Genomic DNA, 22,925 nt, shown 5'->3' with positions numbered 1-22,925 from the left:
CGAATCATTCTCCGATGCTTCGGAACCCCAGAATCACGCAACTGCGGCGCGAACAAGAAACTTTTGGGTCAGGTTCTCAGTGCGCGCCGCAGCGCGTCATCCTGATGGGAATCCGTTCGGCGAAACCCCTTTGGGCCAGCGGTCATGCGCCGCGCGAACAGGCCGGATACATGACCGCTCCCAGCCGAGCCCAAACGCCGATCTTTTTTCTTGCGCAACGGGGGCCGTCCATACATGAGGCGCTTTTTGCGGAAAGCAAAAAGCCTCGAAGGATGATCCAGCGCGCGCGACTTCGACCCTTCGAGACGCCCGCTTCGCGGGCTCCTCAGGGTGAGGGGCTGTTGTTTCGTCCGCGCACTGATCAACCGGAAATCGTATCAGACATCGCAAAATGTCCGGCGACGGCCGCAACGCCGGGCGCGCCGTCAAAGCGAGGCGCGCGCTCGGGCGAAGAGGCGGCGCATGAGGCCGCCGCGGATCAGCCGAGAGAGGGCGGCGCGGGCTCCGGCCCGCGAAGGCCGGGCGCGGCGGCGACCGCGAGAAACGTCTCTTCCCCCGCCGAGACGGGGAGCGAAACGAAGGATGCGACGCTCGCGAGGAAGGAGAAGGCGACAAAGCCCGCCGCGCAGCATTGCGGATGCAGCAGGCAGGCGGGCGCGGGCGCCTCGTCCCGATGCGTCGGCGCCCCGCAATCGACGGATACGGCGGCGAAACCCGCCCGAGCGTCATGCGCGTGGCCGACGCTGTTTCGCGTCGCGTTTCGTCCACGCCGCGCCGATAGCGCGCGCGAGCGGCGCGAGAGCGGGCGGCGGCGCCTTCGGCTCGCGGCCGTAGAGAGAGACGTCGAGCGCGGCGAGCGGCGGGCCTATGTCCGCGCGCGCGAGGATCGCGCGCCAGCGCGGCTGATCCGCCTGCGCCAGATCTGCGGCCGCGCGGCGAAAGGCGGCGGCGTCCCCTGCCCGGGCGGCGCGGCGCAACGCCCCGAGCGCGGCGGGCCGTCGCTCGAACGCGCCGCCCGCCGAGAAGGTCGACAAGAGAATGACCAGCGCCCCCGTCGCGACGAAGCCCGCCAGCGCGGCGACGAGGGGCCGAGCCGAGAAGACGCCGGGGCTCTCGCGCGCCCGCGCGGCGGCCCGATCGCGCGCCGCCTCGATGAAGGCGACGCGCCGTTCGGGCGCTATGGCCTCCCGCATCCGCCGCGTCGCGACGTCGAACCATTTCATCCGGATCGGCGGCGCGAAGGCGGAGGTCGACGACACCGGCCGCACGCTCCAGCGATAGACGGCGCGCGCGCGCGGCCCCTGGTCGGTGACGATCGTGCGCCGCTCGACCGGGGCGGCGAAAGTGATGAGTCCCGGCGCGCGGAAATCGGGCAGCGGCGGCAGACGTTCGGCGGTGACGCCATCGGCGTCCACTGTGATCGTGCGCCGCGCCGTCTCGCCGAAGGGAATCTTGTCCGGCTCGGGATCCCAGGCGTCCGTGATGCGCAGGCTCTCGGCCGGCAGAAAGCTCTCTCCCGGCGCAACGAGACCGCCCCGCGCGCGCACGACAATCTCGAAAGGCGCGGACTCATATTCCGCTTCGACCTTGCCGCTCTCCTCTATCCGATAGGCGATGCGGCGCTTGAAGGGCGGGATCGTGAGCCGTCCGGCGCGCAGCGGATAGATCATCAGCACGCGCTCGACGACCGGCGTCCAGAAACCGTCGATCATCGCCTCGCTCGATGTGTCGACGCCGAATTGCTGCCAGTCGAAATCGACGAGAGCGGGCTGGACGATATGGTCGAGCAGAATGCGGCCGCGTATGGCCGAGCGGATCACCAGCCGCAGCGGCTCGCCGACATAGGGCGTCTCGGACGGCAGCTCGACACGGACCTCGACGCGGCCGACCGGCGCCCCCTCCTCCAGCGCCGCGGCGCGCGAGAGCGGCAGGAACAAAAGACAAATCGCGAGCGCGAGCCGGCGCGGCATCAATCGTCATCCTCCAGCGGGCCGCCGCCGGCGCGCAGCCGCCGCGCCTTTTCGGCGGCGATCCTGAGCTTCAGGAAACGGCCGGGATCGTCGGCGAGAGTTTGCAGCCATTCGGCGCTCGGCCGCACGGAGCGCGCCTCGAGGCGGCGGCGCACGCGGCGGTCGCGCTCATGCAGCAGGGTGGCGACGTCGATCCTCTGGCCCCCGGTGCGGCCCGCGCCCTCCGCGGCGCCGACGGCGCCCGTCGCGCCGGCGCCGCTCTCCGCCGCCTGATCCTGCCCTTTGCCGAGTTTGGAGGCTTTGGCGCCGCCCCGCTCGCCGGGACGTGAGCGCGTCTCGCGGTCGCCCGCGGCGCCCTCGCCCGCTCCGCCCCTGTCGTCGTCGAGATTTGCGAGCGCCCGCTGCTGGCCCGTGGCTGGCGAATTGGCCCTGGCGTCGCCGCCGGCGCCGTCGCGCTCGATCAGGCCGAGGAGCAGAGCCTTGTTATAGGAGGCGTCGTCATCGTCCGGGTCGGCCCGCAAGGCGCGATCATAGGCGGCGACAGCCTCCTTATAACGTCCGGCGAGCGCCAGCGCGCCGCCGAGGTCGTAGGCGCTCGCGGGATCGCGCGCGAAGGCGGCGGCGGCGTTCTCCCACCGCCCCGCGGCATAGAAAGCGACGCCTTTCCAGGCCGGGTCGGCGAAAACATGAGCCGCGAGGGAGGGGAGGCCCAGCGCCAGCAGCGCGCGGCCGGCGAGTTGCGGTCCGAGGCTCCAGCCTGCGCCGAGAAGCGACAGGACGAGGAGAAGGAGGGCGAGCCTGAAGGCTCGCGGTCCAGGGCACGCAAAGGACCACGAGCCTTCAGGCTCGCTTCCGATGCGATCGTGCGGGGTCATTCGTCCCTCCCGCGCAGGACGAGCAGCAGCGGCGCGGCTGCGAAAAACAACAGAAAACGCCCATAGTCCCGCCATTGCAGCGCGCGCAGCTCGCTCGCTCCGATATGGGCGACGCCGCGCGCGGCGATCTCGTCGGCGATCTCCTGGGGATCGGCGGCGTCGCCGGCGCGCCCGCCCCCGGCGGCGGCGAGCGCCGCCATCGCCGAACGGCGGGCGGAATCGAGCGCATCCGCCCCGGCGCGGGTGGAGACGAACAGACTATGCACCCGGCGCCCTTCGCGGGCGAGCGAGGCGGCGAGACGTTCGGCTCTGGCGTCGAGTCCCTCGCCGTCGGAAATCACCGCGATGTCAGCCGCTGCGATTTGCGCCTCGCGCAGCAGGCGGCGCGCGAAGGCGAGCGCGCGATCGGGCCTGATCCCGCCGTCGGGAACCGTCACGTCGTCGACGGCGAACAAGAGGGATTCGAGCGATTTCGCATCGTCGGTCAGCGGGCTCGCGAGATAGGCGTCGCCGGCGTAGAGCGCGAGGCCGACCTGCCGCGCGCCGGAGCGTTCGAGCAGGAATTGCGCCGCCGCGACCGCCTGCGGCAGCCGCTCCCCGCGCGAGACGTCGAGCAGGATCATTGTCGCGTCGAGATTGTGGAACTGCTCGGCGCCCGGCGTTTTCGCCGCCGGACCGCAGAGCGCCAGAGCAAGGAGCGCCACGCTGAGGAAGATCGGCCCGTCGCGCCGCGACGCGCCGCGAAACGCGTGACGATCGAGCATGACGGCGAGCAGCGCGGGATCGACGGCGCGCCGCCAATCGCCGAGCTCGTCGCGCCGCCGCGTGGCGACGAACAGCAGCGCGAGCGCCGGCAGGACGAGCAGCCAGAGCGGGCGAAGAAGCGCGAAATCGCCGAAGTCGATCATCGCCGCTCCCTGGTCGAGAGCGCGAGCGCCGCGCAGGCAATGAGGGCGAGCGCGCCGGGATAGATCCAGAGCTCGTGGAAGATCACCCTCGGCGGCGCGGGCGCGGGCCCTGCGACGAGCGCCTCTATGGCGCGCGCCGCGGCGTCGAGCTCCGCGCCGGTGCGGGCGCGAAAGGCCGCGCCGCCGCCGATCTCGGCGATATGCCGCAGAGCGACGAAATCGACGGCGTCGGGATCGTCCGGCTTGGTCGCCGTATCGTCCACGCCGAGGCCAATGGTGAAGATTTTCACGCCCATGTCGCGCGCGAGCGCGGCGACCGCGGCGGGCTCGCTGGAGCCGGCGTTATTGGCGCCGTCGGAGAGAAGGATCACGAGGCGCGACGGCGCGGTCGAATCGGAGAGGCGCTTCACCGCGAGGCCGAGCCCTTCGCCGATCGCCGTGGAGCGGCCGACGACGCCGATCTCCATCTCCGCGAGCGTCGCGCTCACGGCGCGGAGGTCGAAGCTCAGAGGCGCCGCGGCGAAGGCGGTCTCGGCGAAGACGACGAGGCCGACACGATCGCCGGCGCGGCGATGGATCAGCTCCGAGCCGACATGTTTCAAAATCGCGAGGCGGCTCGCGGCGACGCCGCTCTGCTCGAAATCCGTCTTCATCATGCTGCCGGAGAGATCGAGCGCCAGCATGATGTCGCGCCCCGCGGCCGGCAGAGCGGCGACCGCGTTCGCGACGCGCGGCCCAGCGAGCGCGAGCATGAGACTTATCCAGGCGAGCGACGAAACGAGCGCGCGCCAGGAGAGACGCGGCGCCCCTGCGGAGGCGCCGGCGCCGAGCCGATCGCGAATGGTCGCGGGCAGCGGCAGCCCGCCGCCGGAAGACGCGCCCACCCCGAGCAGAAGCCGCAGCAGCAGCGGGAGAGGCAGCAGCGCGAGAGCGAGGGGCGCGGCCAACTCGACACCGTTCATCGATCGAGCCTCGCCAGCAGCTTCTGCAAAACGCGATCGAGCGTTTCGCTCGGATCGTCGGCGCGCGGAGAATAGAGCGCGTCGCCGAAGGCGCGGCCCTCGCCTTTACTGAACGCGGTCGTCGCGAAGAGCGCGTCGAGCCGCGCCAGCCATTCCTCGCCATGAAGGCGCGCGATCCCGCCGTCGAGCGCGCCGACGAGATCGCGCAACATTTTCGCTTGCGCGGTGAGCCTCTCGTCCGCCGGCAGATCGCGCGCGGCGGCGAGCGCGATAAGCGCGGCGCGACGCAAAGGCCGGCGGCGCGCGCGCCAGACCAGAAAGCCGATGGCGAGCGTCGCCGCGGCGAGCGAGCCCGCGAGCGCCATGAGGAGAATCTCCGCTGTTCCGTCCGCAGGCGGCGCGCGCAAAGGCCGCAATTGCGCGAGGAGCTCAGACGAATCGGCCATCGCAACGCTCCAGATCGAAATGCTCGATCGCGCGCGCGATCGTCTCGGCGTCGCAGCCGGCGTCGATCTCGAGCGAAAGCGCGCCGATGCGGCGAAGACGCGCCCGCCGCTCGTCCGGCGCGGGCGCCGCGCCGCGCGCGATACGCAGCGCGCCGGCTTGCCCGCGCGTGCGAAACGGATAGAGCCCCGGCGGCGGAGCGAGCTCGAAACGATCGGCGACGAGCAGGACGCAGAATTCGCGCCGCCGCGCGATGCGCTCGGCGATGGCGTCGAAAGCTTCGCCTGGCGCGTCGAGCGAGGTGGCGAGCGTGATCGCCGGGGACCCGGCGAGGCGCTCCATTTCCTCGAGCGCGGCGGCGAGCGGCGGCTCCTCGCCTTCGCCTCGCTCTTCGAGCGCGGCGCGGTGCATTTCCGCGAGCGCGACGAGCAGAGGCGGAAAGCGCCGCGCGGCAGTGGCCCAACCGAACAAACGCGCCCCCGTCGGGCCGATCGCCGCGAGGCCGACGCGGCCGCCGCCGTCGATCACGCGCCAGGCGGAGGCGACGGAGGCTTCAGCGGCGGCGACGGAACGAAAGGCGCGCCGCGTGCCGAACAGCATGGGCGCGCGAAAATCGACGAGATAGAGCACGGCGCATTCGCGCTCGTCATGGAAGCTGCGCACATGCGGCGCGCCCATGCGCGCCGTCACATTGCGATCGAGATTGCGAATATCGTCGCCATCCGACCAGGGCCTGACGTCATAGGTCTCGGCGCCGCGTCCGCGCCGGCGGCGGACGAAGCCGCCATGCGGCGCGGCGGCGGCCGCTCTGCGCGCGCCGCTCTTCGCGAAGAGCCGCAGGCGCATCAAGGCCTCGATGTCGAGATCGACGCCGGCGACGCGAGCAAGGTCGTTCATGCCGGCGCAACCGCGTCGAGATAGGCGCGGATGATCGCGCGCGGCGTCTCGCCCTCGGCGAGCGCGCGCCAGCCGAGAATGGTGCGGTGAGAGAGAACGTCGACGGCGAGCTCGCTCACATCCTGCGGCGAGACATAGTCGCGTCCGTCGAGAAAGGCGCGCGCCTTGGCCGCGGCGGCGAGCGCCAGAGTGCCGCGGGACGAAGACGGATGCTCGATCTTCGCCGCGAGCTCCGGCGCGATCTTCGCGTCGCGCGGGGCGGTGACGAGGCGAACGATGTAATCCTTGACCGCCGCCGAGAGAAAAACGGTTTTCGCCGCATGGCGCGCGGCGGCGATCTCCTCGGCGTCGAGCGCCGCGGGCGGAGCGGCGGGCTCGCCCTGCTCCTCGCGCTCGACGAGGTCGAGAATGCGCCGCTCCGTCTCGGCGTCCGGCAGAGCGAGCTCGACATGCAGCATGAAGCGGTCGAGCTGCGCTTCCGGTAGAGGAAAAGTGCCTTCGTGCTCGATCGGGTTCTGCGTCGCCACGGTCATGAAAGGATCGGGCAACGCATGGGTCGCGCCGGCGATCGTCGCCTGGCGCTCGGCCATGGCCTCGAGCAGGGACGACTGCACCTTGGGCGGCGCGCGATTGATCTCGTCCACGAGCAGCAGCGAATGAAATATCGGCCCGGCGGCGAATTCGAAGACGCCTCTGTCCTGCCGCCAGATCGACGTGCCGGTGACGTCGGCCGGCATGAGGTCGGGCGTGCATTGAATGCGCGCGAAGGAGAGATCGAGGGCGCGGGCGAGCAGCTTGACGGCGCGCGTCTTGGCGAGGCCCGGCGCGCCCTCGAGCAGAACATGGCCGTCGGCGAGCAGGCCCACCAGCAGGCGCTCGATCAGCGCGTCGGCGCCGACGAGATGGTCTTGCAGAAATGTCCTGATCTCCGCGAAGCGGGCGCCGGGATCAAAGCCTCGGATCGGAGTGCGAAGCGGTTCCGTCAGATTCATGCGGTCGGTCCATCGGCGGGTTGCGCGCCGGCGGACTTTCGCCCCCGCCGCGCCCGCTGTCGAGGGAAAACTGGACTATGGGCGACGGGCAATACTCCCGATCATTCAGAAAATTCATCCGATTGCGCGCGTCGGCGCGAACCGCTCGAATCGCGACCCGCCGGCGCCTCTCTTCATGAATCACGCGGCCGCGAGGCGTGGACGAATCGTCGCGGCGAAATCGTCGAGGCTCGCGAGCGCGCGATCGAAATTCGCTCCGGACGAAAGGCGAGACCGCGACAGCCCCAATTCGTCCCCTCGTCACGATTGTGTCACAGAACCAAGCTGTGTGTGCCGAGCTCCTCCCTCCCGGCGCTAGCGCTACAGGCTCTCCATGGACTTCTCCCGTCGCTTCACTTTCCTCTTCTCCGCGCCGAACTTCGAGGCCGACGATCTCGAGGGGCTGCGCGTCAATCAGATCATCACGGCGATCGAGAGCATGGGCTTCGAGGTCGTGCGGGCGCGACGCGTGGAGGACGCCGAGATCGTCGTGCAGACCGACGCGGCCATCGGCTGCCTCGTCGTCGACTGGGGCAAGCGCGGGCTCGAGGGAAAGACCGCCTCGCTCATCGAGCTCATGCGCAGGCGCGGCCTCGACATGCCGATCGTGCTGCTCATCCGCCGCAAGCGCTTCGAGGACATTCCGGTCGAGGTGCTGGATTTCATCGACGGCTATGTGTTTCTCGCCGAGGAGACGCCGGCGTTCATCGCCAAGAATCTCGTCTCGCGCTTGAAGCAATATGCGCAGACGCTGAAGACGCCCTTCTTCGGCGCGCTGGTCGACTATGCCGAGGAAGGCAATCAGCTCTGGACCTGCCCGGGGCACAATGGCGGCATTTTCTACAGCCGCAGCCCGATCGGCCGCATTTTCATGGAGCATCTGGGCGAGGCCGTGTTCCGCGACGATCTCGACAATTCCGTCATCGAGCTCGGCGATCTGTTGACGCATGAAGGCCCGGCGCTCGCCGCGCAAAAGGCGGCGGCCGAAATCTTCGGCGCGGAGAAGACCTATTTCGTGCTCAACGGCACCTCCTCCTCCAACAAGATCGTGCTCACCAATCTGATCGCCGAAGGCGATCTCGTGCTCTTCGACCGCAACAATCACAAGGCCGCGCATCACGGCGCGCTGCTGCTCGGCGGCGGCGTGCCGATCTTTCTGCCGACGACGCGCAACGCGCATGGGCTCATCGGCCCCATCGACCACCAATCCTTCGACGAGGAGAGACTACGCGAGCGCATCCGCGCCAATCCGCTGGTGAAGGACAAGGACGCCTGGCGCAAGGAGCGGCCGTTCCGCGCCGCGGTCATCGAGCAATGCACTTATGACGGCACGATCCATGACGCCGAATGGATCGTCGGCAGAATCGGCCATCTCTGCGACTATATTCTCTTCGACGAGGCCTGGGCCGGCTTCATGAAATTCCATCCGCTCTACGAGCGGCGCTTTGCGATGGGGCTGAAAAATCTGACCGAGGCCTCGCCCGGAATCGTCGCGACGCAATCGACGCACAAGCAGCTCGCGAGCTTCTCGCAGGCCTCGCAAATCCATGTGCGCGATCGGCACATCAAGGGACAGCGGCGGCGGGTCGAGCATCGCCGCTTCAATGAAGGGTTCATGCAGCACGCCTCCACCTCGCCCTTCTATCCGCTGTTCGCCTCGCTCGACGTCGGCACGCAGATGATGAAGGGCCGCTCCGGCGAGCTCTTATGGGACGACACGATCCGGCTCGGCATTGAGCTGCGCAAGAAGCTGCGCGCGGTGCGGCGCGAATTCGAGGCCAAGGAGCAGGACCCGGCGCGGCGCTGGTTCTTCGATCCTTTCGCGCCCGATTGGGTCTCCATTCCGGACGCCGCGCGCGAAGCTGGCGCGCATCGCGTTCCCTGGGAGAGCGTCTCCACCGATCAGCTCGCCCGCAATCCCGAATTCTGGGCGCTCTCGCCGGACGCCTCCTGGCACGGCTATGCGCAGATGGCGCGGGGCTTCGCCATCACCGATCCGGCCAAGCTCACCCTGCTGACGCCGGGCTTCGACCGCGCCACCGGCGCTTATGCGGATCATGGGATTCCCGCCCCGGTCGTCGCGCAATATTTGCGCGAGAATCGCATCGTGCCGGAGAAGAACGATCTCAACTCGCTGCTCTTCCTGCTGACGCCGGGCGTCGAATCGAGCAAGGCGGGAACGCTCGTCTCCGCGCTCGTCGCCTTCAAGCGCCTGCATGACGACAATGCGCTGCTCCAGGACGTCATCCCCGAATTCGTCGCGCGCAGAGCGGCGCGCTACAAGGGCGTGCGGCTGCGCGATCTCTGCGCCGACATGCATCGCTTCTTCAAGGAGGCGAATGTGAGCGCGCTTCAGCAGGCGCAATTTCGGCAGGAGCATCTGCCCGATATGGTCATGACGCCGCGCGAAGCCTATCTCCGCCTCGTGCGCAACGAGGCCGACTATCTGCCGATCGACGAGATCGAGGGCCGCATAGCGACGACGCTCTTCGTCATCTATCCGCCAGGCATTGCGACGATCGTCCCCGGCGAGCGGCTCGGCGAGAAGGCGCGGCCGATGCTCGACTATCTGCGCATGTTCGAGCGGAGCGCCAGCCTCTTCCCCGGCTTCGACTATGAGATTCAGGGGCTCTACAAGCAATGGAACGGCGAGGCGCGAATGCGGCTCTACACTTATGTGGTGCAGGAATGACGATCGCCGAGGGCGACGCCGAACGCGCGACGATCCTGCTGCGCCCGTCGCGCGACGAGGATGTCGACGCCATGCTGGCGATCTATCTGCAGCATGTGCGCAAGGGGCTCGACCCTGCCGCCGCGCCGCTCTACGAGCCGCCGCAGAAGGAAGATCTGAAGCGGCGCCGCAAGAACATGGGCAATCATCGGCTGCCGCATCTCGTCGCCGAGCACGACCGCAGAGTCGTCGGCTACGCTTATGTCGTGCCCTTCCGCAAGCGGCCGGCCTATCGCTATGTCGTGAAACATTCGATCTATGTCGATCCCAATCACCTCCATCGCGGCGTCGGCCGACTGCTGTTGCAGGCGCTGGTCGATTCCTGCGCGGCGGCGGGTTTCCGGCAAATGATCGGCTATGTCGACGCCGCCAACGAGGCTTCGCTGAAACTGCATGAAGCGATCGGATTTCGTCAGGCCGGCTATCTCTCCGGCGTCGGATATAAATTCGGCCGCTGGACCGATTCGGTCATCATGCAGCGCTCGCTCGGTCTCGGCGCCTCCGCGCCGCCGGACTGAGGCGCGGGAGCGAATCGGCGCGTCATGCTATGGTCGGCGCATGAGTCCGCTGCATCGCCTCCTGCCCTTCGCCGTCTCGCTCTTCCTCGCCTCGCCCGCCGCCGCGGCGCCGCGCAACCCTTGCCAGGACATGGAGCACGCCGGCGCGAGCTATACGGTCTGCGTCTTCGACACGCGCGGCGATTCCATCCGCCTCTTTCTCGCCGATGAGAAGGGCGAGGTCTTCGGCTCCTTCTCGGCGCTCGATGCGGCGCTCGCGCAAAAGGGCGAGACGCTCGCCTTCGCGATGAATGCGGGAATGTATGACGAGCGCCGCCTGCCGATCGGCCTCTATGTCGAAGGCGGGCGGTTGGAGAAGGGCGCCAACACCCGTTCGGGCGCCGGCAATTTCCACATGAAGCCCAATGGGATCTTCTGGGTGGAGGGCGCGCGCGCCGGCGTCACGGAGACGCAGCGCTTCCTCAAAGAGCGGCTGCATCCCGCCTATGCGACGCAATCGGGTCCGATGCTCGTCGTCGGCGGACGCGTCAATCCACGCATCCACGAGACCGGCACGTCGGAGAAGATCAGGAACGGAGTCGGCGTGCGCGACGGCCATATCGTCGCTTTCGCCATCTCCAACCGGCCGGTGACATTCCACGCTTTCGCGAGCCTGTTTCGCGAGCGGCTGAAATGTCCGGATGCGCTGTTCCTCGACGGCTCGATCTCGGCGCTCTATGCGCCCTCGCTCTCGCGGCACGATCGCTTCCGCCCGATGGGGCCGATCGTCGGCGTCGTCGCGCGGGCGCGGTGACGCCCGCGGCTTCAAGCCGCTTCGTTGACCGTGAAAGCGCCGACGAAATCCGGATCGGCGAGAATCTCGCCCGTCTCCCAGAGCAGATAATCGCCGGGCCCCGCGGTGCGGAAGCGGCCGAGATCGGGCGGCAGACGCATGGTGCGGCCGGCGTCCTTGCCTTCGAGCTCTATGTCGACGCCGTTTCTGTCGATCGCGGCGATCGTGCCGAACATCTGGCGCAGCACCTTGCCATGCGGCGTCACGCGGGTGAGGCCGATGAGCGCGCGCTTGCCGATCATATGCGCGCGGGCTTCGCTCCATTCGTTTCTGCCGAAGTCCATTGTTCGCTCCCTTTACGAATTTTTCCCACGGCGTCTCTATGGCCGTGATGCCATGATCGCGCTTCTCTCGGATGTGCGCCCGCGCACGCGCCGGGCGGGGAAGGCCTCAAGCCCCCATCAGCGCGCCGACATGAGCAGCGACGCAGGCGGCGAGGTCGTCCGGCCGATAGCCGCCCTCGAGCAGCGAGACGATGCGCCCGTCCGTGCGGCGCGCGGCGATCTCTGCGAGGCGCAGCGTGAGCTCGGCGAAATGCTGGCGTTGCAGGCGCAGCCCGCCGAGAGGATCGTGCAAATGCCCGTCGAAACCGGCGCAAATGAGGAGGATGTCCGGCCGAAAATCGATGACGCGGGGGAGAATCGCCTCCGTCCAAGCCTGTGCGAACTCCGCGCCGCCGGAGCCTTTGGCGAGCGGGACGTTGACGATGTTGTCATGCTCGCCACGCTCGCCGGCGGCGCCGGTGAAGGGATAGTGCGGCGACTGATGCGAGGAGCAATAGAGGACGTTTCTGTCCGACCAGAAAATCTCCTGCAGCCCATTGCCGTGATGCACGTCGAAATCGACGATGGCGACGCGCTCTGCGCCATGCGCGGCGATGGCGTGGCGCGCGGCGATGGCGGCGTTGTTGAAAAAGCAGAAGCCCATGGCGTTCTCGCGCGTCGCGTGATGGCCGGGCGGGCGCATGGCGACGAACGCGTTGCGGGCGCCTCTGCGCATCACTTCGTCGACGGCGAAGGTCGCGGCGCCGGCGGCGCGCAGCGCGGCCTCGAGCGAGCCGGGGCTCATCACCATATCCGGGCCAAGAGCGGCGAGACCGCTTCGCGGCGCGGCTTTCTCCAGACGCTCCAGCAGAGACGGCGCATGGACGGCGAGGATCGCCTCGCGCGACGCGGCCGGCGCCTCGGCGCGGCGCAGGGCGGCGAAGCGATCCGCGTTCAGCGCGGCGGCGATGGCGCGAAGGCGCTCCGGCTGATCGGGCCGGCCGGGGCCGACCTCATGCGCGAGGCCGGAGGCGTGGGTGACGAGGAGAGTCGCCGGCGATGTTACAACTCGAGCGCAAATCGAGCCCTTGACGCCCACTATCATAGAAGCGGAAGCTACTCCTATTAGCCTTCTACGTGTTACTTCAATCTTACCAAACACTTTGACGTCATCTAACGACGTATAGTCTTGAATTGACACGCCCGAGATACGATCCGTACATCTTCCTAATATCATCGGATTTTGTATTTAATAACGCCTCCAGCGTCTCGATATCATATTTTAGGTCGTCGCAGTGGTGCCTCACAAGTCGAGGGAAAACCGACGGGAGTTCGTGCTCGAACTCAGTTTCTGCAGGTTCGCGGGTTCTCCATCCCAGCGCAGATAGCTTTTTCCATAGATATTCACTTTGATGCCGTGTTAAGGCTCCTACTGCACTGGCCTTAAATAGTAGAAAAGCCATTGAAGCGCGATGATAGGCCTTTTGTCTAGCAAGCCATTCCAGCGATACTTTTTGACCTATCAAGGATTTACGAAATTGTTTTTCAGGGACGAGCAACTCACCCGCAAACGCGTTCGCTTCTTCTTCAATGTTGTCACTAGGAATTCTATGCATTATCACGTGGCCCAACTCATGCGCGAGTGAAAAGCGCATACGGTCAGCGGGCGAATGTCGATTGAGAAAAATGCATGGTGGCAGATCGCGCACAACCATCGTGACACCGTCGACGCCTTTTGCCAAGTCGCTCCAAATGACCAGAATTCCAGCGCGTTCACAGTAGTCTGTGAGGTTGGCGATCGGACCGTCAGGGATCAGCCAAGCCCTTCGCAAGGTTCGCGCAATTTCTTGCGGTCCACCACCTTCGTCCACGTCTATGAAAGGCAGTGGAATATCCGGTTGAATGTCTGCCGCTCTCAGGTATCGACGAAGATGAATGAGGCGAATATTGAGTTCAGCATGAATCTGCTTCAATAGACGCTCTCCAACGGCCTCCTTCTTACGGTTCATCGGATGAACGCTCAACGGCAGACCAGACAGCCCGTCCGGTTGGAAGAAAAAGGATGGCGGAAACTTCAGAGCGGACGCGACACGCTCTATGCTCTCTTGCGAAGGTCCATCTGGCAACAAGTCATTTTCAATACGGGAATAATGACCCTGATTTAGGCCGGCGTCTTTCGCAACCTGTTGCTGGCTCGCGCCTCTATATTGCCGAGCGAGCAAAAGCAGCGCTGGATTGAAGACCTCGCGCATTTATTCGTTGCCCTTATCGTCGAACTTTTCGTTTGTTCCCTGCACATGTGGACGCAGCACCCGGTCACCGGCCGGCGCGAGCGGTTCCGGAATCGGAAGACGCTCGATCTGCGCGCCATCTCTACCGATTTCGTAATGCCACAGAATGTCGCGCCCCTCGCGAGCGACTACTCCTATCCAATCAAGCCCTGTTTCAAACTGGTTAAAAACGTGAGCGACTTCCACTCTATGCAATCCTTCGTATCCAAATAAATCTGCGTCGTGGCTATGGAAAAGGGTCGCGAGAAATGTTGGATAATTCGATGTATATAGCTGGATACTAGCCTTCTTGAATCGCAACAAAACCTTATCATCTACGACAAAAGACGATGTATCGTGATGACGAACCACTTGGATACCAGGATCATCCCCCAAACGAGAAATTGCGTTGTCGACAGAATGCTCCCACATCAGCGCCGCGCGCGTCGACTTTCGGCGCCACCACGGCAAGTCCGGGTGCTCCTTTACGGTCGACCAAGCAGATTCAACGGCGTCGCGGCAAGCAATGTCACGGTCGTTTTTTGTAAGCACCGTTCGGACAAGTTCTAGGTCGGGCGTAGGCATTGGCAATCCTCAGAATCGCGAGTGCCCACTCTGCGCCTTGGCATTCCGATTTTCAATCTTAAATTATGCACGCAAATATGCGCGCCTATCCCACCTGCCCCCTATGCCGCAAGAAATGGTCCGCCAGCACGATGGCCATCATCGCCTCGCCCACCGGCACGGCGCGTATGCCGACGCAAGGGTCGTGGCGGCCCTTGGTGACGATCTCCGTCTCATTGCCCTTGCGGTCGATCGTTCGCCGCGGCGTCAGGATCGACGACGTCGGCTTCACCGCGAAACGCGCGACGATCGGCTGGCCTGTCGAAATGCCGCCGAGCACGCCGCCGGCCTGATTGGAGAGAAACTCGGGCTTTCCGTCCGGCCCGGCGCGCATCTCGTCGGCGTTGGCTTCGCCGGAGAGCTCGGCCGCCGCAAAGCCGGCGCCGACCTCGACGCCCTTGACGGCGTTGATCGACATGAGGGCGCTGGCGAGATCGGAGTCGAGCTTGCCATAGATGGGCGCGCCCCAGCCGGCGGGAACGCCCTCCGCCACGATCTCTATGACCGCGCCGATCGACGAGCCCGATTTGCGCACGCCGTCGAGATAATCGGCCCAGAGCTTCGCCGCCTCCACATCCGGACAGAAGAGCTGGTTCTTCTCCGCCTCCGCCCAGTCGAAGCGGGCGCGGTCGATTTTATGCGGCCCGATCTGCACCAGCGCGCCGCGGATCGTGACGCCGGGCAGCACCTTGCGCGCCACGGCGCCGGCGGCGACGCGAGCGGCGGTCTCGCGCGCCGAGGAGCGCCCGCCGCCGCGATAGTCGCGAATTCCATATTTCGCGTCATAGGCGTAATCGGCATGGCCGGGGCGATATTTCTCGGCGATATCGCCATAGTCCTTGGAACGCTGGTCCGTGTTCTCGATGAGAAGCGCGATCGGCGTTCCGGTCGTCACCTGCCGGCCCGCTGCGTCGGTGAACACGCCGGAGAGGATTTTCACCGCATCCGGCTCCTGCCGCTGCGTGGTGAAGCGCGATTGGCCGGGGCGGCGCTTGTCGAGAAAGACCTGAATGTCGGCCTCGGTCAGTTCCAGCCCCGGCGGGCAGCCGTCGACGACGACGCCGAGCGCCGGCCCATGGCTCTCGCCGAAAGTCGTGATGCGGAAGAGATGGCCGAAGCTGTTGTGGGACATGGGTTCTTGTATGGAGCAAATCCGGCCTGGTCAATTCGGACGCCGCCGGCGCTCGCGCCATGCCCGGATGATGGACTGGCGCTTTCGGAAAATGCCGCGCGGTCCGAGCCAGCGCAGCTTGTCCTTCCAGGCAGGCAGGCGGCCTGAGCGAGATGGGCGAAAACCAAAAAGCCCGGTCCATTCGGACCGGGCCCTGTTCCGACGAACCAGTAGGACCGACACTTTTAGGATTTGGACGCCATTCGCGCCATGACCAGCAAGCCGGCGATCGTGGCGAAAAGCATGATCGCGGGAATGAGCATACCCTCCATTTTCTCCTCCTGATCGTTTTTGGCCCCAAGAGTGTTTTTGGCGGCAATATCGGAGTTTGATACAAAAAAGGAGGGAGTCAAGCATCGTGTTTCATCATGATACATATCACGGAAATTCTTCTACTTTCCCGGATCGAAACGAATAGAATATTCTTTACGGAAGAGAGAAAAAGCAATGATCACCCCCGCCTTCGCGCAGAAAATGGCGCGCTACAACGCCTGGCAGAACGAGAGCCTCTATGCGGCGGCCGACACGCTCTCCGACGAGGCGCGGCGCGCCGATCGCGGGGCCTTCTTCAAGTCGATCCACGGCACGCTGAGCCATTTGCTCTGGGCCGATGCGATGTGGATGAGCCGCATCGCCGGGGGCGCGAATCCGAATGTCTCTTTGAAAGATTCGGCTTTTTTTCGCGCTGATTGGGCGGCATTGAAGCCGGAGCGCGCGGCCATGGACGCGCGGCTGATCGCCTGGGCGGATGCGCTGAACGACGCCGCGCTCGACGGCGATTTCTCCTGGTATTCGGGCGCGCTGCAGGCGCATGTCGTCAAGCCGCGCCAGCTCGTCGTCGTCCATATCTTCAACCACCAGACCCATCATCGCGGACAGGTCCATGCGATGCTGACCGCGGCCGGCGCGCGGCCGCAGGACACCGATCTGATTTTCATGTGAGGCGGATTCGATGCGAGCCTTCAGGCTCGCTCGATGCGCAGCTTCACGCCGCCTTGCTCTCGCGCCGAGGCTCCGAGACGGCGACCGCCGTTCCGGCCGGCTCGGCCGGCGCCCCCACCCATTCCGAATGCGCGGGAATCGTCTCGCCCTTCATCACCACTGTGAGCGGGCCGAGCCGGGCGAAATCGCCGACATGCGTGTCATAGAGCACGGTGGAGCCGGCGCCGATGGTCACGCCGCGGCCGATCTCGACGCGGCCGACCTTCATCACGCGGTCCTCGTAGAGATGCGTCTGCAGCGCCGCGACCTGGTTGAGGGCGCAATAGTCGCCGACGCTCACACAGTCGAACTCGGTGATGTCGGTCATGTCCATGAACACGCCCTTGCCGAATTTCGAGCCGAACAGGCGCAGCATCCAGGGCAGGAAGGGCGTGCCGCGCAAATGCTCGAGCAAGATCTTGCCGGCGAGGCCCCAATAGAGCACGGCGCAGGCTTCCGTGCGCATGGCCCAGAAGGACCACATGGGCTTCACCTGCGGCTCGTAGCGGCCCATGGTCAGCCATTTCACCGCCACCACGACGAGCGTCATTCCGATCGAGATGAGCGTCGAAGAGAGCACGAAGAGCCAGAACACGGACCAATAATCGCCGTCGATCAGCTTCTGGCCGAAGCTCTCCACCGCCCATGTGCCGAAAGTGATGAACAGCATCGTCGGCAGCGAGACGTTCACCGCCTCATAGACCGCGCGCACGGCCTTCTTCCAGAAGGGCGGCTGATAGGTCCAGGCCGAGCCGCCGCCGTCGAAGGTCTGGCGCACCGGCAGCTTCAGCGGCGGCGAGCCGAACCAGGTGTCGCCTTCCGAAAGCTCGCCGTTTTGCGGCGGCTTGGATTTGATGCCGATGAGCGCGCCGTTCGGAATCTCGGCGCCCGGCGGCACCACGGCGTCATTGCCGACGAAGACGCGCGCGCCGGTCTTCACTTTCTTCAGATACATCCAGCCGCGGCGCATGTCCTCGTCGCCGAGCACCACCTCGTCGGCGATGAAGCATTTCTCGCCGATCTCGACGAGATCGTAGCGGCCGGAGAGATTGGTCGAAATCTCCGAATCCTTGCCGATCTTCGCGCCCATCAGCCGGTACCATGTGCGCATGTAGAGCGTGGCGAAGAGCGAGGAGAGCGTCTCCAGCGTCACCTCCGTCGCCAGCGCCACCGCCCATTTGCGCAGATAGAAGCCGGACCAGACCGAATAGGTCCCTTCAAAGACGCGCGGCAGCACGATCCAGCGGAAGGCGACGATGAAGGCCACGGTGACGAGCACCAGCACGAAAGCCGTCGGCCAGGCGAAAAGCGGAATGGAGGCGAGATAAAAGGCGTGGTCGATGTCGCTCGCGCCGAGCCAATTGTCGAAGCGGTCGAACACCCAGAAGGCCGGAAAGATCGGCAGGAGGCCGAGCGGCGGCAGAGCCAGCACGACGACCAGGAACAGAGAGCCCATCGCCAGCCGGCGCGGCGCGGAGGCGGTCGATTGCGGATCGAGCGCGCTCGCGTCGACCTCGCCCTTGTAGCGCGCCGGCGAGCCGTCCCAGATCTCATAGGCGCCGATCTGCGAGCCGGCGGGCACGGAGGTGAGGTCCTCGAGCGCCGCGCCCTCGCCGATGACGACATTCTCCTCGATGACGCAGGACGTCCCGACATAGGCGTCGGCGCCGATGTCGATCGTCCCGATGACGAGCTCGTCGCCGATGACGCGGGCGTTGGCGAGCTTCAGCTTGGAGCCGAGGCTCGCGCCCTCGCCAATGCTGACGAGATCGATCGCGCCGACGTCCAACTCGCCGATGATGGCGTCCTCGCCGATCTTCGCGCCGAGCGCGGCGAGATAGAGGCGCATCAAGGGCGAGCACTGGAACCATTTGGCGTGGGTGAGGCCGATCAGGCGCTGCGCCAGCCACCAGCGATAATAATAGACGCCCCAGAGCGGGTAGCGCCCCGGCCGGGTGCGGCCGATGACCAGCCATTTGCCGAGGATCGACACCGCCACTGTGGCGATGTTGATGCACATATAGACGCCGAGCAGCGCCAACACTTCCTCGAGAATGCTGGCGTCCGGCGAGGTGAGCAGCTGATAGGAGACGAAGACGCCGAGCCACTGCGAGGTGACGAAGGCGAGGATGAAGGGCAGCGCCGCCGCCTGGGCGAGGCCGCAGAGGAAGCGCCGCAGCAGCGGCGGCGGCGCGAAGGAGAGATCGCGCTGGGGCGCGGCGGCCGACGCCTTGCCGTCGAGATGCGCGGCGAGGGCGCGCAGCGTGCGCTCGGCGTAGAGGTCCTGCAGCGTGATGGACGAGAGATGGGCGGTCTCGCGCACCACGGAGACGAAACGCGCGGCGAGCAGCGAATGGCCGCCGAGCTCGGTGAAGAAATCGGCGTCGAAGGGAATCGCGCCGGGCGGCAGCACGCGCTTGGCCGCGTCGAGCAGCACCGCCTCTGTCGCGCTGCGCGGATTTTCCTGCGCTTCCGTGTCGATGAGCGGGGCGGTCAGCGGCGCCCGCTTCAACGCCTTGCGGTCCACCTTGCCGGAGGAGAGGCGCGGCAGCGCCGAGACGACCTCGAAACGCGCCGGAACCATGTAGGAAGGCAAGAATTCGCGCAATTTCGCCCGCAATTCGCGCGGATCCGGCACGACCGCCGTCGCGCCGACGAGAAAGGCGACCAATTCGTCGAGCCCGTTCTCGTTGCGCAGCACGACGGCGGCCTGGCGAATATGGTCGAGGCGCGAGAGCGCCGATTCGATCTCGCCGAGCTCGACGCGGAAGCCTCTGATCTTCACCTGATCGTCGATGCGGCCGCGGAAATGAAGGTCGCCAGTCTCGTCGAGGACCACCGCGTCGCCGGATCGATAGAGGATCGGATCGGAGCCGTCCGAAGGATAAGGGTTGACGATGAATTTCTCGGCCGTCAGCTCGTCGCGGCGCAGATATCCTTTCGCGACGCCCGGCCCGCCGATCAAGAGCTCGCCCTCGACTCCCGGCGGCAGCAGCGCGAGATTTTCATCGACGACATAGCAGCTGTAATTGGGGATGGGCTTGCCGATCGTCACTTTCTCGTTCGGCCAGACCTCGGCGACGGTGGCGACGACGGTCGCCTCGGTGGGGCCGTAGCTGTTGAAGATGGTGCGGCCGATGCGCGTCCAGCGCTCCGCCACCGAGGGCGGGCAGGCCTCGCCGCCGAGCACGATCGTCTTCAGCGTCTCGATGTCGCGCGGCATGGCGGAGAGCAGCGTCGGCACAGTGTCGAGCACGGTGACGCCGGCCTCCTCCAGAATGTCCGGAAGCGCCTCGGTCTCGCCGATGATCTGCGGCGTGGCGACGAAGAGCGACGCGCCGGCGAGATAGGGTATCCAGATCTCCTCCATGGAGAGGTCGAAGGCGACGGAGGCGCCCTGGAACACCACATCGGAGGAGGAAATCCGATAGACCTCATTGGCCGAGCGCAGATAATGGCAGATGTTGCGCGCGGTGACGACGATGCCCTTGGGCGTCCCCGTCGAGCCGGAGGTGTAGATCAGATAGGCCGGATGGTCGCCCGTGGCGCCGAGCGCGCGCGGATCGGGACAGACGCGGCCGGGCGCCGCGATCTTTGCGTCGACGAGCGTCTCGACGGGGACGGCGGGAGCGGCCTTGACGGCGAAGGCGGCCGAGGTCAGCAGGGCTTTGGCGCCGGCGTCGGCGAGGCAGACGGCGATGCGCTCCACAGGCGCGTCGGCGTCGAAGGGCAGCCAGGCGGCGCCGGTCTTGGCGATGGCGATCTGGGCGATCAGCAGCTCCGGGCCGCGCGCCGCCCACAGGCCGACCACATCGCCCGGCCCGATGTCGCGGGCCGCGAGGCCGCAGGCGATGGCCGAGGCCGCGACATCGACCTCGCGATAGGTGAAGCGCCGCTCCAAGGTCGCCATGGCGAGCGCATTGGGCGTCGCCGCGACGCGGGCGGCGAAAATCTCGCAGAGCAATTCGTCGCGCAGCAGATGTGGCATGGCGGCGCCGCGCAGCACGGCCCGCTCCGCGGTCGCGGCCGCATCGATCCCGGCGGCATCGTCCTCGACGATGGGCGCGTTCTGCGCGAAATTCGGGTTCAACTCGTTCATCGCGTGACTTATCCGCGGGAAATCCGCGCTCATCTAGCATGAGAGCGAAGGCCGATCCTATCCCGCATCCAGTCTGAATGCGGGATGAACTCCACTATGGGGAGGAATTTGTTGCCGAGAAGACGGGCAAAAAAACGCCGGCCCTTTTTGCGTCGTATTCATGACGAAGTGGTTACGATGGATGTTCGGCGCGATCCTCGACCATTCACGATCGGGCGCCGAAAAAAAGCCGCGAAGGCCGGCCGCCCGGCGGCGTCTTTCGGGCGGAAATTTCATTTTTCGTAAATTCCACATGCAGACGGCTCTCGTACCAACGGCGTTCTCATCCCAGCGCGGGACGGATGTGAAAATCTCGGGCGAGGCGCGTACGCCGCCCTCGTCGCTCGGCGGCTCGCCTGGACCGCGGCCTGTTCCGAGATCCTCTCGGCAATCGAAATAGGGGCGCCGCGCCATTTGGCCATCCGGGCGCGGACCCGGACGCCGGATCAGGGCGCGCGCGGCCGCTCGACGTGGAACAGGACCGGCCGCGGCTCGGCGCGCTCGAAGCGCAACACGCCCTGCACGGTCGCGCCCTCCAAGAGCGGACCACGCAGGCCGACGAGCATGAGGTGATATCCCTTCTCCTTGAAATCCACCACCGATTCGGCCGGGAGGGCGACGCCGTCCAGCAGCGGCCGCATCCGCCCGATCCCATCGGTCACCTTCGTCACATGCATCTCGACGCGACCGGCCGCCTCCGCCTCGACGCCGAGAAGCCGGTCCTCCGTCGCGCCGTCGTTGCGCAGGGCGAGATAGCAGGCGCCGGTCGTCACGCCCTTGGGCGGAGGCGCGCACCAGGCGCTCTCCACCTCGATCGCGGCCGGCGCCGCGAGCGCGGCCGTCGCAAAAAGGAGCAGCGACGCGCAGAGCGCCCGCGATGGGGCGGAAATCCAGAATCCTGTAGAGGGAATGAGGTCGCGCCGTCGCGGCGAGCCTGTCGTCATGTCTCGAGCCGATCTTTGGTCATGCCCCGCGGCGCCCGTCCGCAACTTCGGCGCCAGCGCATCTCAAGAAACGCAATTTGCGCGAAAAGGTCGCGCGCGACAATTTCATAGTCGCGCGCGACGAAATTTCAGAATGAAATCGGCGCGGACATGTCGCTCGCGCGCGCGGCGAAGCGTTTGAATCCCCAGGCGCAGGGGAGTAGAAACGGGGGCCGGCCCTTCGCGCCGGCCACAGCGGAGCCCCCCTTTGTCCCATTCCGTCACCGAGGCCATAGAGGCGATCGGCCGCGGCGAGATCGTCGTCGTCACCGATGACGACGACCGCGAGAACGAAGGCGACCTCATCGTCGCCGCCGCGCTCTGCACGCCCGAGAAGATGGCCTTCATCATCCGCCATTGCTGCGGCATCGTCTGCGCGCCGCTGACGCTCGAGGAGGCGCGCCGCCTGCATCTCGCGCCCATGGTCGCGGCCAATGACGCGCCGCTCGGCACGGCCTTCACCGTGAGCGTCGACGCGCGCGAGGGGCTCACCACCGGCATTTCCGCCGAGCAGCGCTGCAACACGGTGCGCGCGCTCGCCAACGGCAATCGCGGCCCGCATGACTTCGTGCGGCCGGGCCATGTGTTTCCGCTCATCGCCAAGGAAGGCGGCGTGCTGATGCGCTCCGGCCACACCGAGGCCGCGGTCGACCTCTGCCGCCTCGCCGGCCTGCCGCCGGTCGGCGTCATCTGCGAGCTCGCCAATGACGACGGCACGGTGATGGCCGGCAGGCAGATCGTCGATTTCGCCGCCGCCCATGGGCTGAAGCTGGTCTCCACCGCCGACCTCATCGCCTACCGCCAGGCGCGGGAAAAGCTCGTCGAGCGCGTCGCGACTTTCCCGGTCAAGACCTTCGCCGGCGAGGCGACATGCCACGCCTATGTCAGCGCCTTCGATCCGGTGCAGCATTTCGCCTTCGTCGTCGGGCAGATCGGCGACGGCAAGGGCGTGCCGACGCGCCTCCATCGCGCCGACATCATCGCCGACGTCTTCGGCGGCGCGGACGCCATCCGCCGCACGATGGAGCGTTTCGCGGCCGAGGGACGCGGCGTGCTGGTCTATCTGCGCGACGGGGCGGCGGGCGTTCCCGTCAATCCGGTCGTCGCGGACAACCGCAATTCGGAGGAGGCGCGCACCGCGCAATGGCTCGACGTCGGCCTCGGCGCGCAGATCTTGAAAGATCTGGGCGTGAGCTCGATCCGCCTGCGCACCTCCAAGCTCAAGCCGCGCACCTATGTGGGACTCTCCGGCTTCGGGATCGAGATTGTGGCGGTAGAGCCGCTCGACTAGGCGAAGCTCCCTCCCCCATTCGACAATTTAGTTGGC

20 protein-coding genes are annotated in these 22,925 nt (G+C 66.4%); 5 read left to right on the top strand and 15 right to left on the bottom strand.

Features of this window, described 5'->3' with window-relative positions; all coding sequences use genetic code 11:
- Nucleotides 1-725: 725 nt before the first annotated feature.
- Genes Mspo_RS11850 through Mspo_RS11820 form a run of 7 tightly spaced genes read right to left on the bottom strand, consistent with a single transcriptional unit; the run spans nucleotide 726 to nucleotide 7,048 of the window.
- On the bottom strand, nucleotides 726-1,970 hold the full coding sequence (locus tag Mspo_RS11850; protein ID WP_159730005.1) for a BatD family protein: 1,245 nt from the start codon (nucleotides 1,968-1,970) through the stop codon (nucleotides 726-728).
- Nucleotides 1,970-2,845 (bottom strand): tetratricopeptide repeat protein, encoded by an 876-nt coding sequence (locus tag Mspo_RS11845; RefSeq protein WP_159730003.1) that lies wholly within the window; start codon nucleotides 2,843-2,845, stop codon nucleotides 1,970-1,972. Before Mspo_RS11845 ends, Mspo_RS11850 begins: the two co-directional genes overlap by 1 nt.
- The gene (locus tag Mspo_RS11840) at nucleotides 2,842-3,753 is read right to left on the bottom strand and encodes a vWA domain-containing protein (RefSeq protein ID WP_159730002.1); all 912 of its coding nucleotides are present in this window, start codon (nucleotides 3,751-3,753) and stop codon (nucleotides 2,842-2,844) included. Before Mspo_RS11840 ends, Mspo_RS11845 begins: the two co-directional genes overlap by 4 nt.
- The gene (locus tag Mspo_RS11835) at nucleotides 3,750-4,715 is read right to left on the bottom strand and encodes a VWA domain-containing protein (protein WP_159730001.1); all 966 of its coding nucleotides are present in this window, start codon (nucleotides 4,713-4,715) and stop codon (nucleotides 3,750-3,752) included. Before Mspo_RS11835 ends, Mspo_RS11840 begins: the two co-directional genes overlap by 4 nt.
- On the bottom strand, nucleotides 4,712-5,161 hold the full coding sequence (locus Mspo_RS11830) for a DUF4381 family protein (RefSeq protein ID WP_159730000.1): 450 nt from the start codon (nucleotides 5,159-5,161) through the stop codon (nucleotides 4,712-4,714). The genes Mspo_RS11835 and Mspo_RS11830 overlap by 4 nt, the downstream gene beginning before the upstream one ends.
- Nucleotides 5,145-6,056 (bottom strand): DUF58 domain-containing protein, encoded by a 912-nt coding sequence (locus Mspo_RS11825; protein ID WP_159729999.1) that lies wholly within the window; start codon nucleotides 6,054-6,056, stop codon nucleotides 5,145-5,147. Before Mspo_RS11825 ends, Mspo_RS11830 begins: the two co-directional genes overlap by 17 nt.
- Nucleotides 6,053-7,048, bottom strand: a complete 996-nt coding sequence (locus Mspo_RS11820; protein WP_159729998.1) for a MoxR family ATPase — start codon at nucleotides 7,046-7,048, stop codon at nucleotides 6,053-6,055. The genes Mspo_RS11825 and Mspo_RS11820 overlap by 4 nt, the downstream gene beginning before the upstream one ends.
- A gap of 373 nt (nucleotides 7,049-7,421) precedes the next feature.
- Here Mspo_RS11820 and Mspo_RS11815 point away from each other — a divergent pair, with 373 nt between their 5' ends.
- The 3 genes from Mspo_RS11815 to Mspo_RS11805 are packed head-to-tail and all read left to right on the top strand — an operon-like array spanning nucleotide 7,422 to nucleotide 11,129.
- On the top strand, nucleotides 7,422-9,779 hold the full coding sequence (locus Mspo_RS11815; protein WP_159729997.1) for an Orn/Lys/Arg decarboxylase N-terminal domain-containing protein: 2,358 nt from the start codon (nucleotides 7,422-7,424) through the stop codon (nucleotides 9,777-9,779).
- Entirely contained in the window at nucleotides 9,776-10,336 is a 561-nt protein-coding gene (locus Mspo_RS11810) for a GNAT family N-acetyltransferase (protein ID WP_159729996.1), read from the top strand. The genes Mspo_RS11815 and Mspo_RS11810 overlap by 4 nt, the downstream gene beginning before the upstream one ends.
- Nucleotides 10,337-10,376: 40 nt before the next feature.
- The gene (locus Mspo_RS11805) at nucleotides 10,377-11,129 is read left to right on the top strand and encodes a phosphodiester glycosidase family protein (protein ID WP_159729994.1); all 753 of its coding nucleotides are present in this window, start codon (nucleotides 10,377-10,379) and stop codon (nucleotides 11,127-11,129) included.
- 11 nt (nucleotides 11,130-11,140) lie between these two features.
- Here the strand turns inward: Mspo_RS11805 and Mspo_RS11800 are convergent, their stop codons facing one another.
- From Mspo_RS11800 to Mspo_RS11775, 6 genes are all read right to left on the bottom strand, one after another.
- Nucleotides 11,141-11,452: a hypothetical protein gene (locus Mspo_RS11800; RefSeq protein ID WP_159729992.1), complete on the bottom strand. Its 312-nt coding sequence runs from the start codon at nucleotides 11,450-11,452 to the stop codon at nucleotides 11,141-11,143.
- A gap of 106 nt (nucleotides 11,453-11,558) precedes the next feature.
- Nucleotides 11,559-12,536 carry a histone deacetylase family protein gene (locus tag Mspo_RS11795; RefSeq protein WP_159729990.1) on the bottom strand — a complete coding sequence of 326 codons (978 nt, stop codon included), beginning with the start codon at nucleotides 12,534-12,536 and terminating at the stop codon, nucleotides 11,559-11,561.
- A 64-nt stretch (nucleotides 12,537-12,600) separates the two neighbouring features.
- Nucleotides 12,601-13,683, bottom strand: a complete 1,083-nt coding sequence (locus tag Mspo_RS11790) for an ImmA/IrrE family metallo-endopeptidase (RefSeq protein WP_159729988.1) — start codon at nucleotides 13,681-13,683, stop codon at nucleotides 12,601-12,603.
- Entirely contained in the window at nucleotides 13,684-14,286 is a 603-nt protein-coding gene (locus Mspo_RS11785; RefSeq protein WP_159729986.1) for a hypothetical protein, read from the bottom strand.
- A gap of 85 nt (nucleotides 14,287-14,371) precedes the next feature.
- Nucleotides 14,372-15,457, bottom strand: coding sequence for a chorismate synthase (gene aroC / locus Mspo_RS11780; protein ID WP_159729984.1), 1,086 nt, complete (start codon nucleotides 15,455-15,457; stop codon nucleotides 14,372-14,374).
- 224 nt (nucleotides 15,458-15,681) lie between these two features.
- Nucleotides 15,682-15,873, bottom strand: a complete 192-nt coding sequence (locus Mspo_RS11775; protein WP_159729982.1) for a hypothetical protein — start codon at nucleotides 15,871-15,873, stop codon at nucleotides 15,682-15,684.
- A gap of 70 nt (nucleotides 15,874-15,943) precedes the next feature.
- Between Mspo_RS11775 and Mspo_RS11770 the strand changes: the two genes are divergently transcribed.
- Complete coding sequence (locus Mspo_RS11770) at nucleotides 15,944-16,438, top strand: DinB family protein (protein WP_159729980.1); 495 nt, start codon at nucleotides 15,944-15,946, stop codon at nucleotides 16,436-16,438.
- A 43-nt stretch (nucleotides 16,439-16,481) separates the two neighbouring features.
- Here Mspo_RS11770 and Mspo_RS11765 read toward each other — a convergent pair whose 3' ends face one another.
- Together Mspo_RS11765 and Mspo_RS11760 are read right to left on the bottom strand one after the other, a co-directional pair.
- Nucleotides 16,482-20,576 (bottom strand): Pls/PosA family non-ribosomal peptide synthetase, encoded by a 4,095-nt coding sequence (locus tag Mspo_RS11765; protein ID WP_159729978.1) that lies wholly within the window; start codon nucleotides 20,574-20,576, stop codon nucleotides 16,482-16,484.
- Between the two features lie 485 nt (nucleotides 20,577-21,061).
- Complete coding sequence (locus Mspo_RS11760; RefSeq protein WP_159729976.1) at nucleotides 21,062-21,559, bottom strand: copper chaperone PCu(A)C; 498 nt, start codon at nucleotides 21,557-21,559, stop codon at nucleotides 21,062-21,064.
- A 247-nt stretch (nucleotides 21,560-21,806) separates the two neighbouring features.
- On the opposite strand from Mspo_RS11760, the gene ribB reads away from it, so the two are divergent.
- The gene (gene ribB / locus Mspo_RS11755) at nucleotides 21,807-22,889 is read left to right on the top strand and encodes a 3,4-dihydroxy-2-butanone-4-phosphate synthase (RefSeq protein WP_159729974.1); all 1,083 of its coding nucleotides are present in this window, start codon (nucleotides 21,807-21,809) and stop codon (nucleotides 22,887-22,889) included.
- Nucleotides 22,890-22,925 lie beyond the last annotated feature (36 nt).

It is taken from the genome of Methylosinus sp. Ce-a6 (assembly GCF_009811655.1).
Taxonomy (GTDB): Bacteria; Pseudomonadota; Alphaproteobacteria; order Rhizobiales; family Beijerinckiaceae; genus Methylosinus.
The sequence above is the reverse complement of the archived record's forward strand: the minus strand, read 5'-3'. Positions and strand labels throughout refer to the sequence as shown.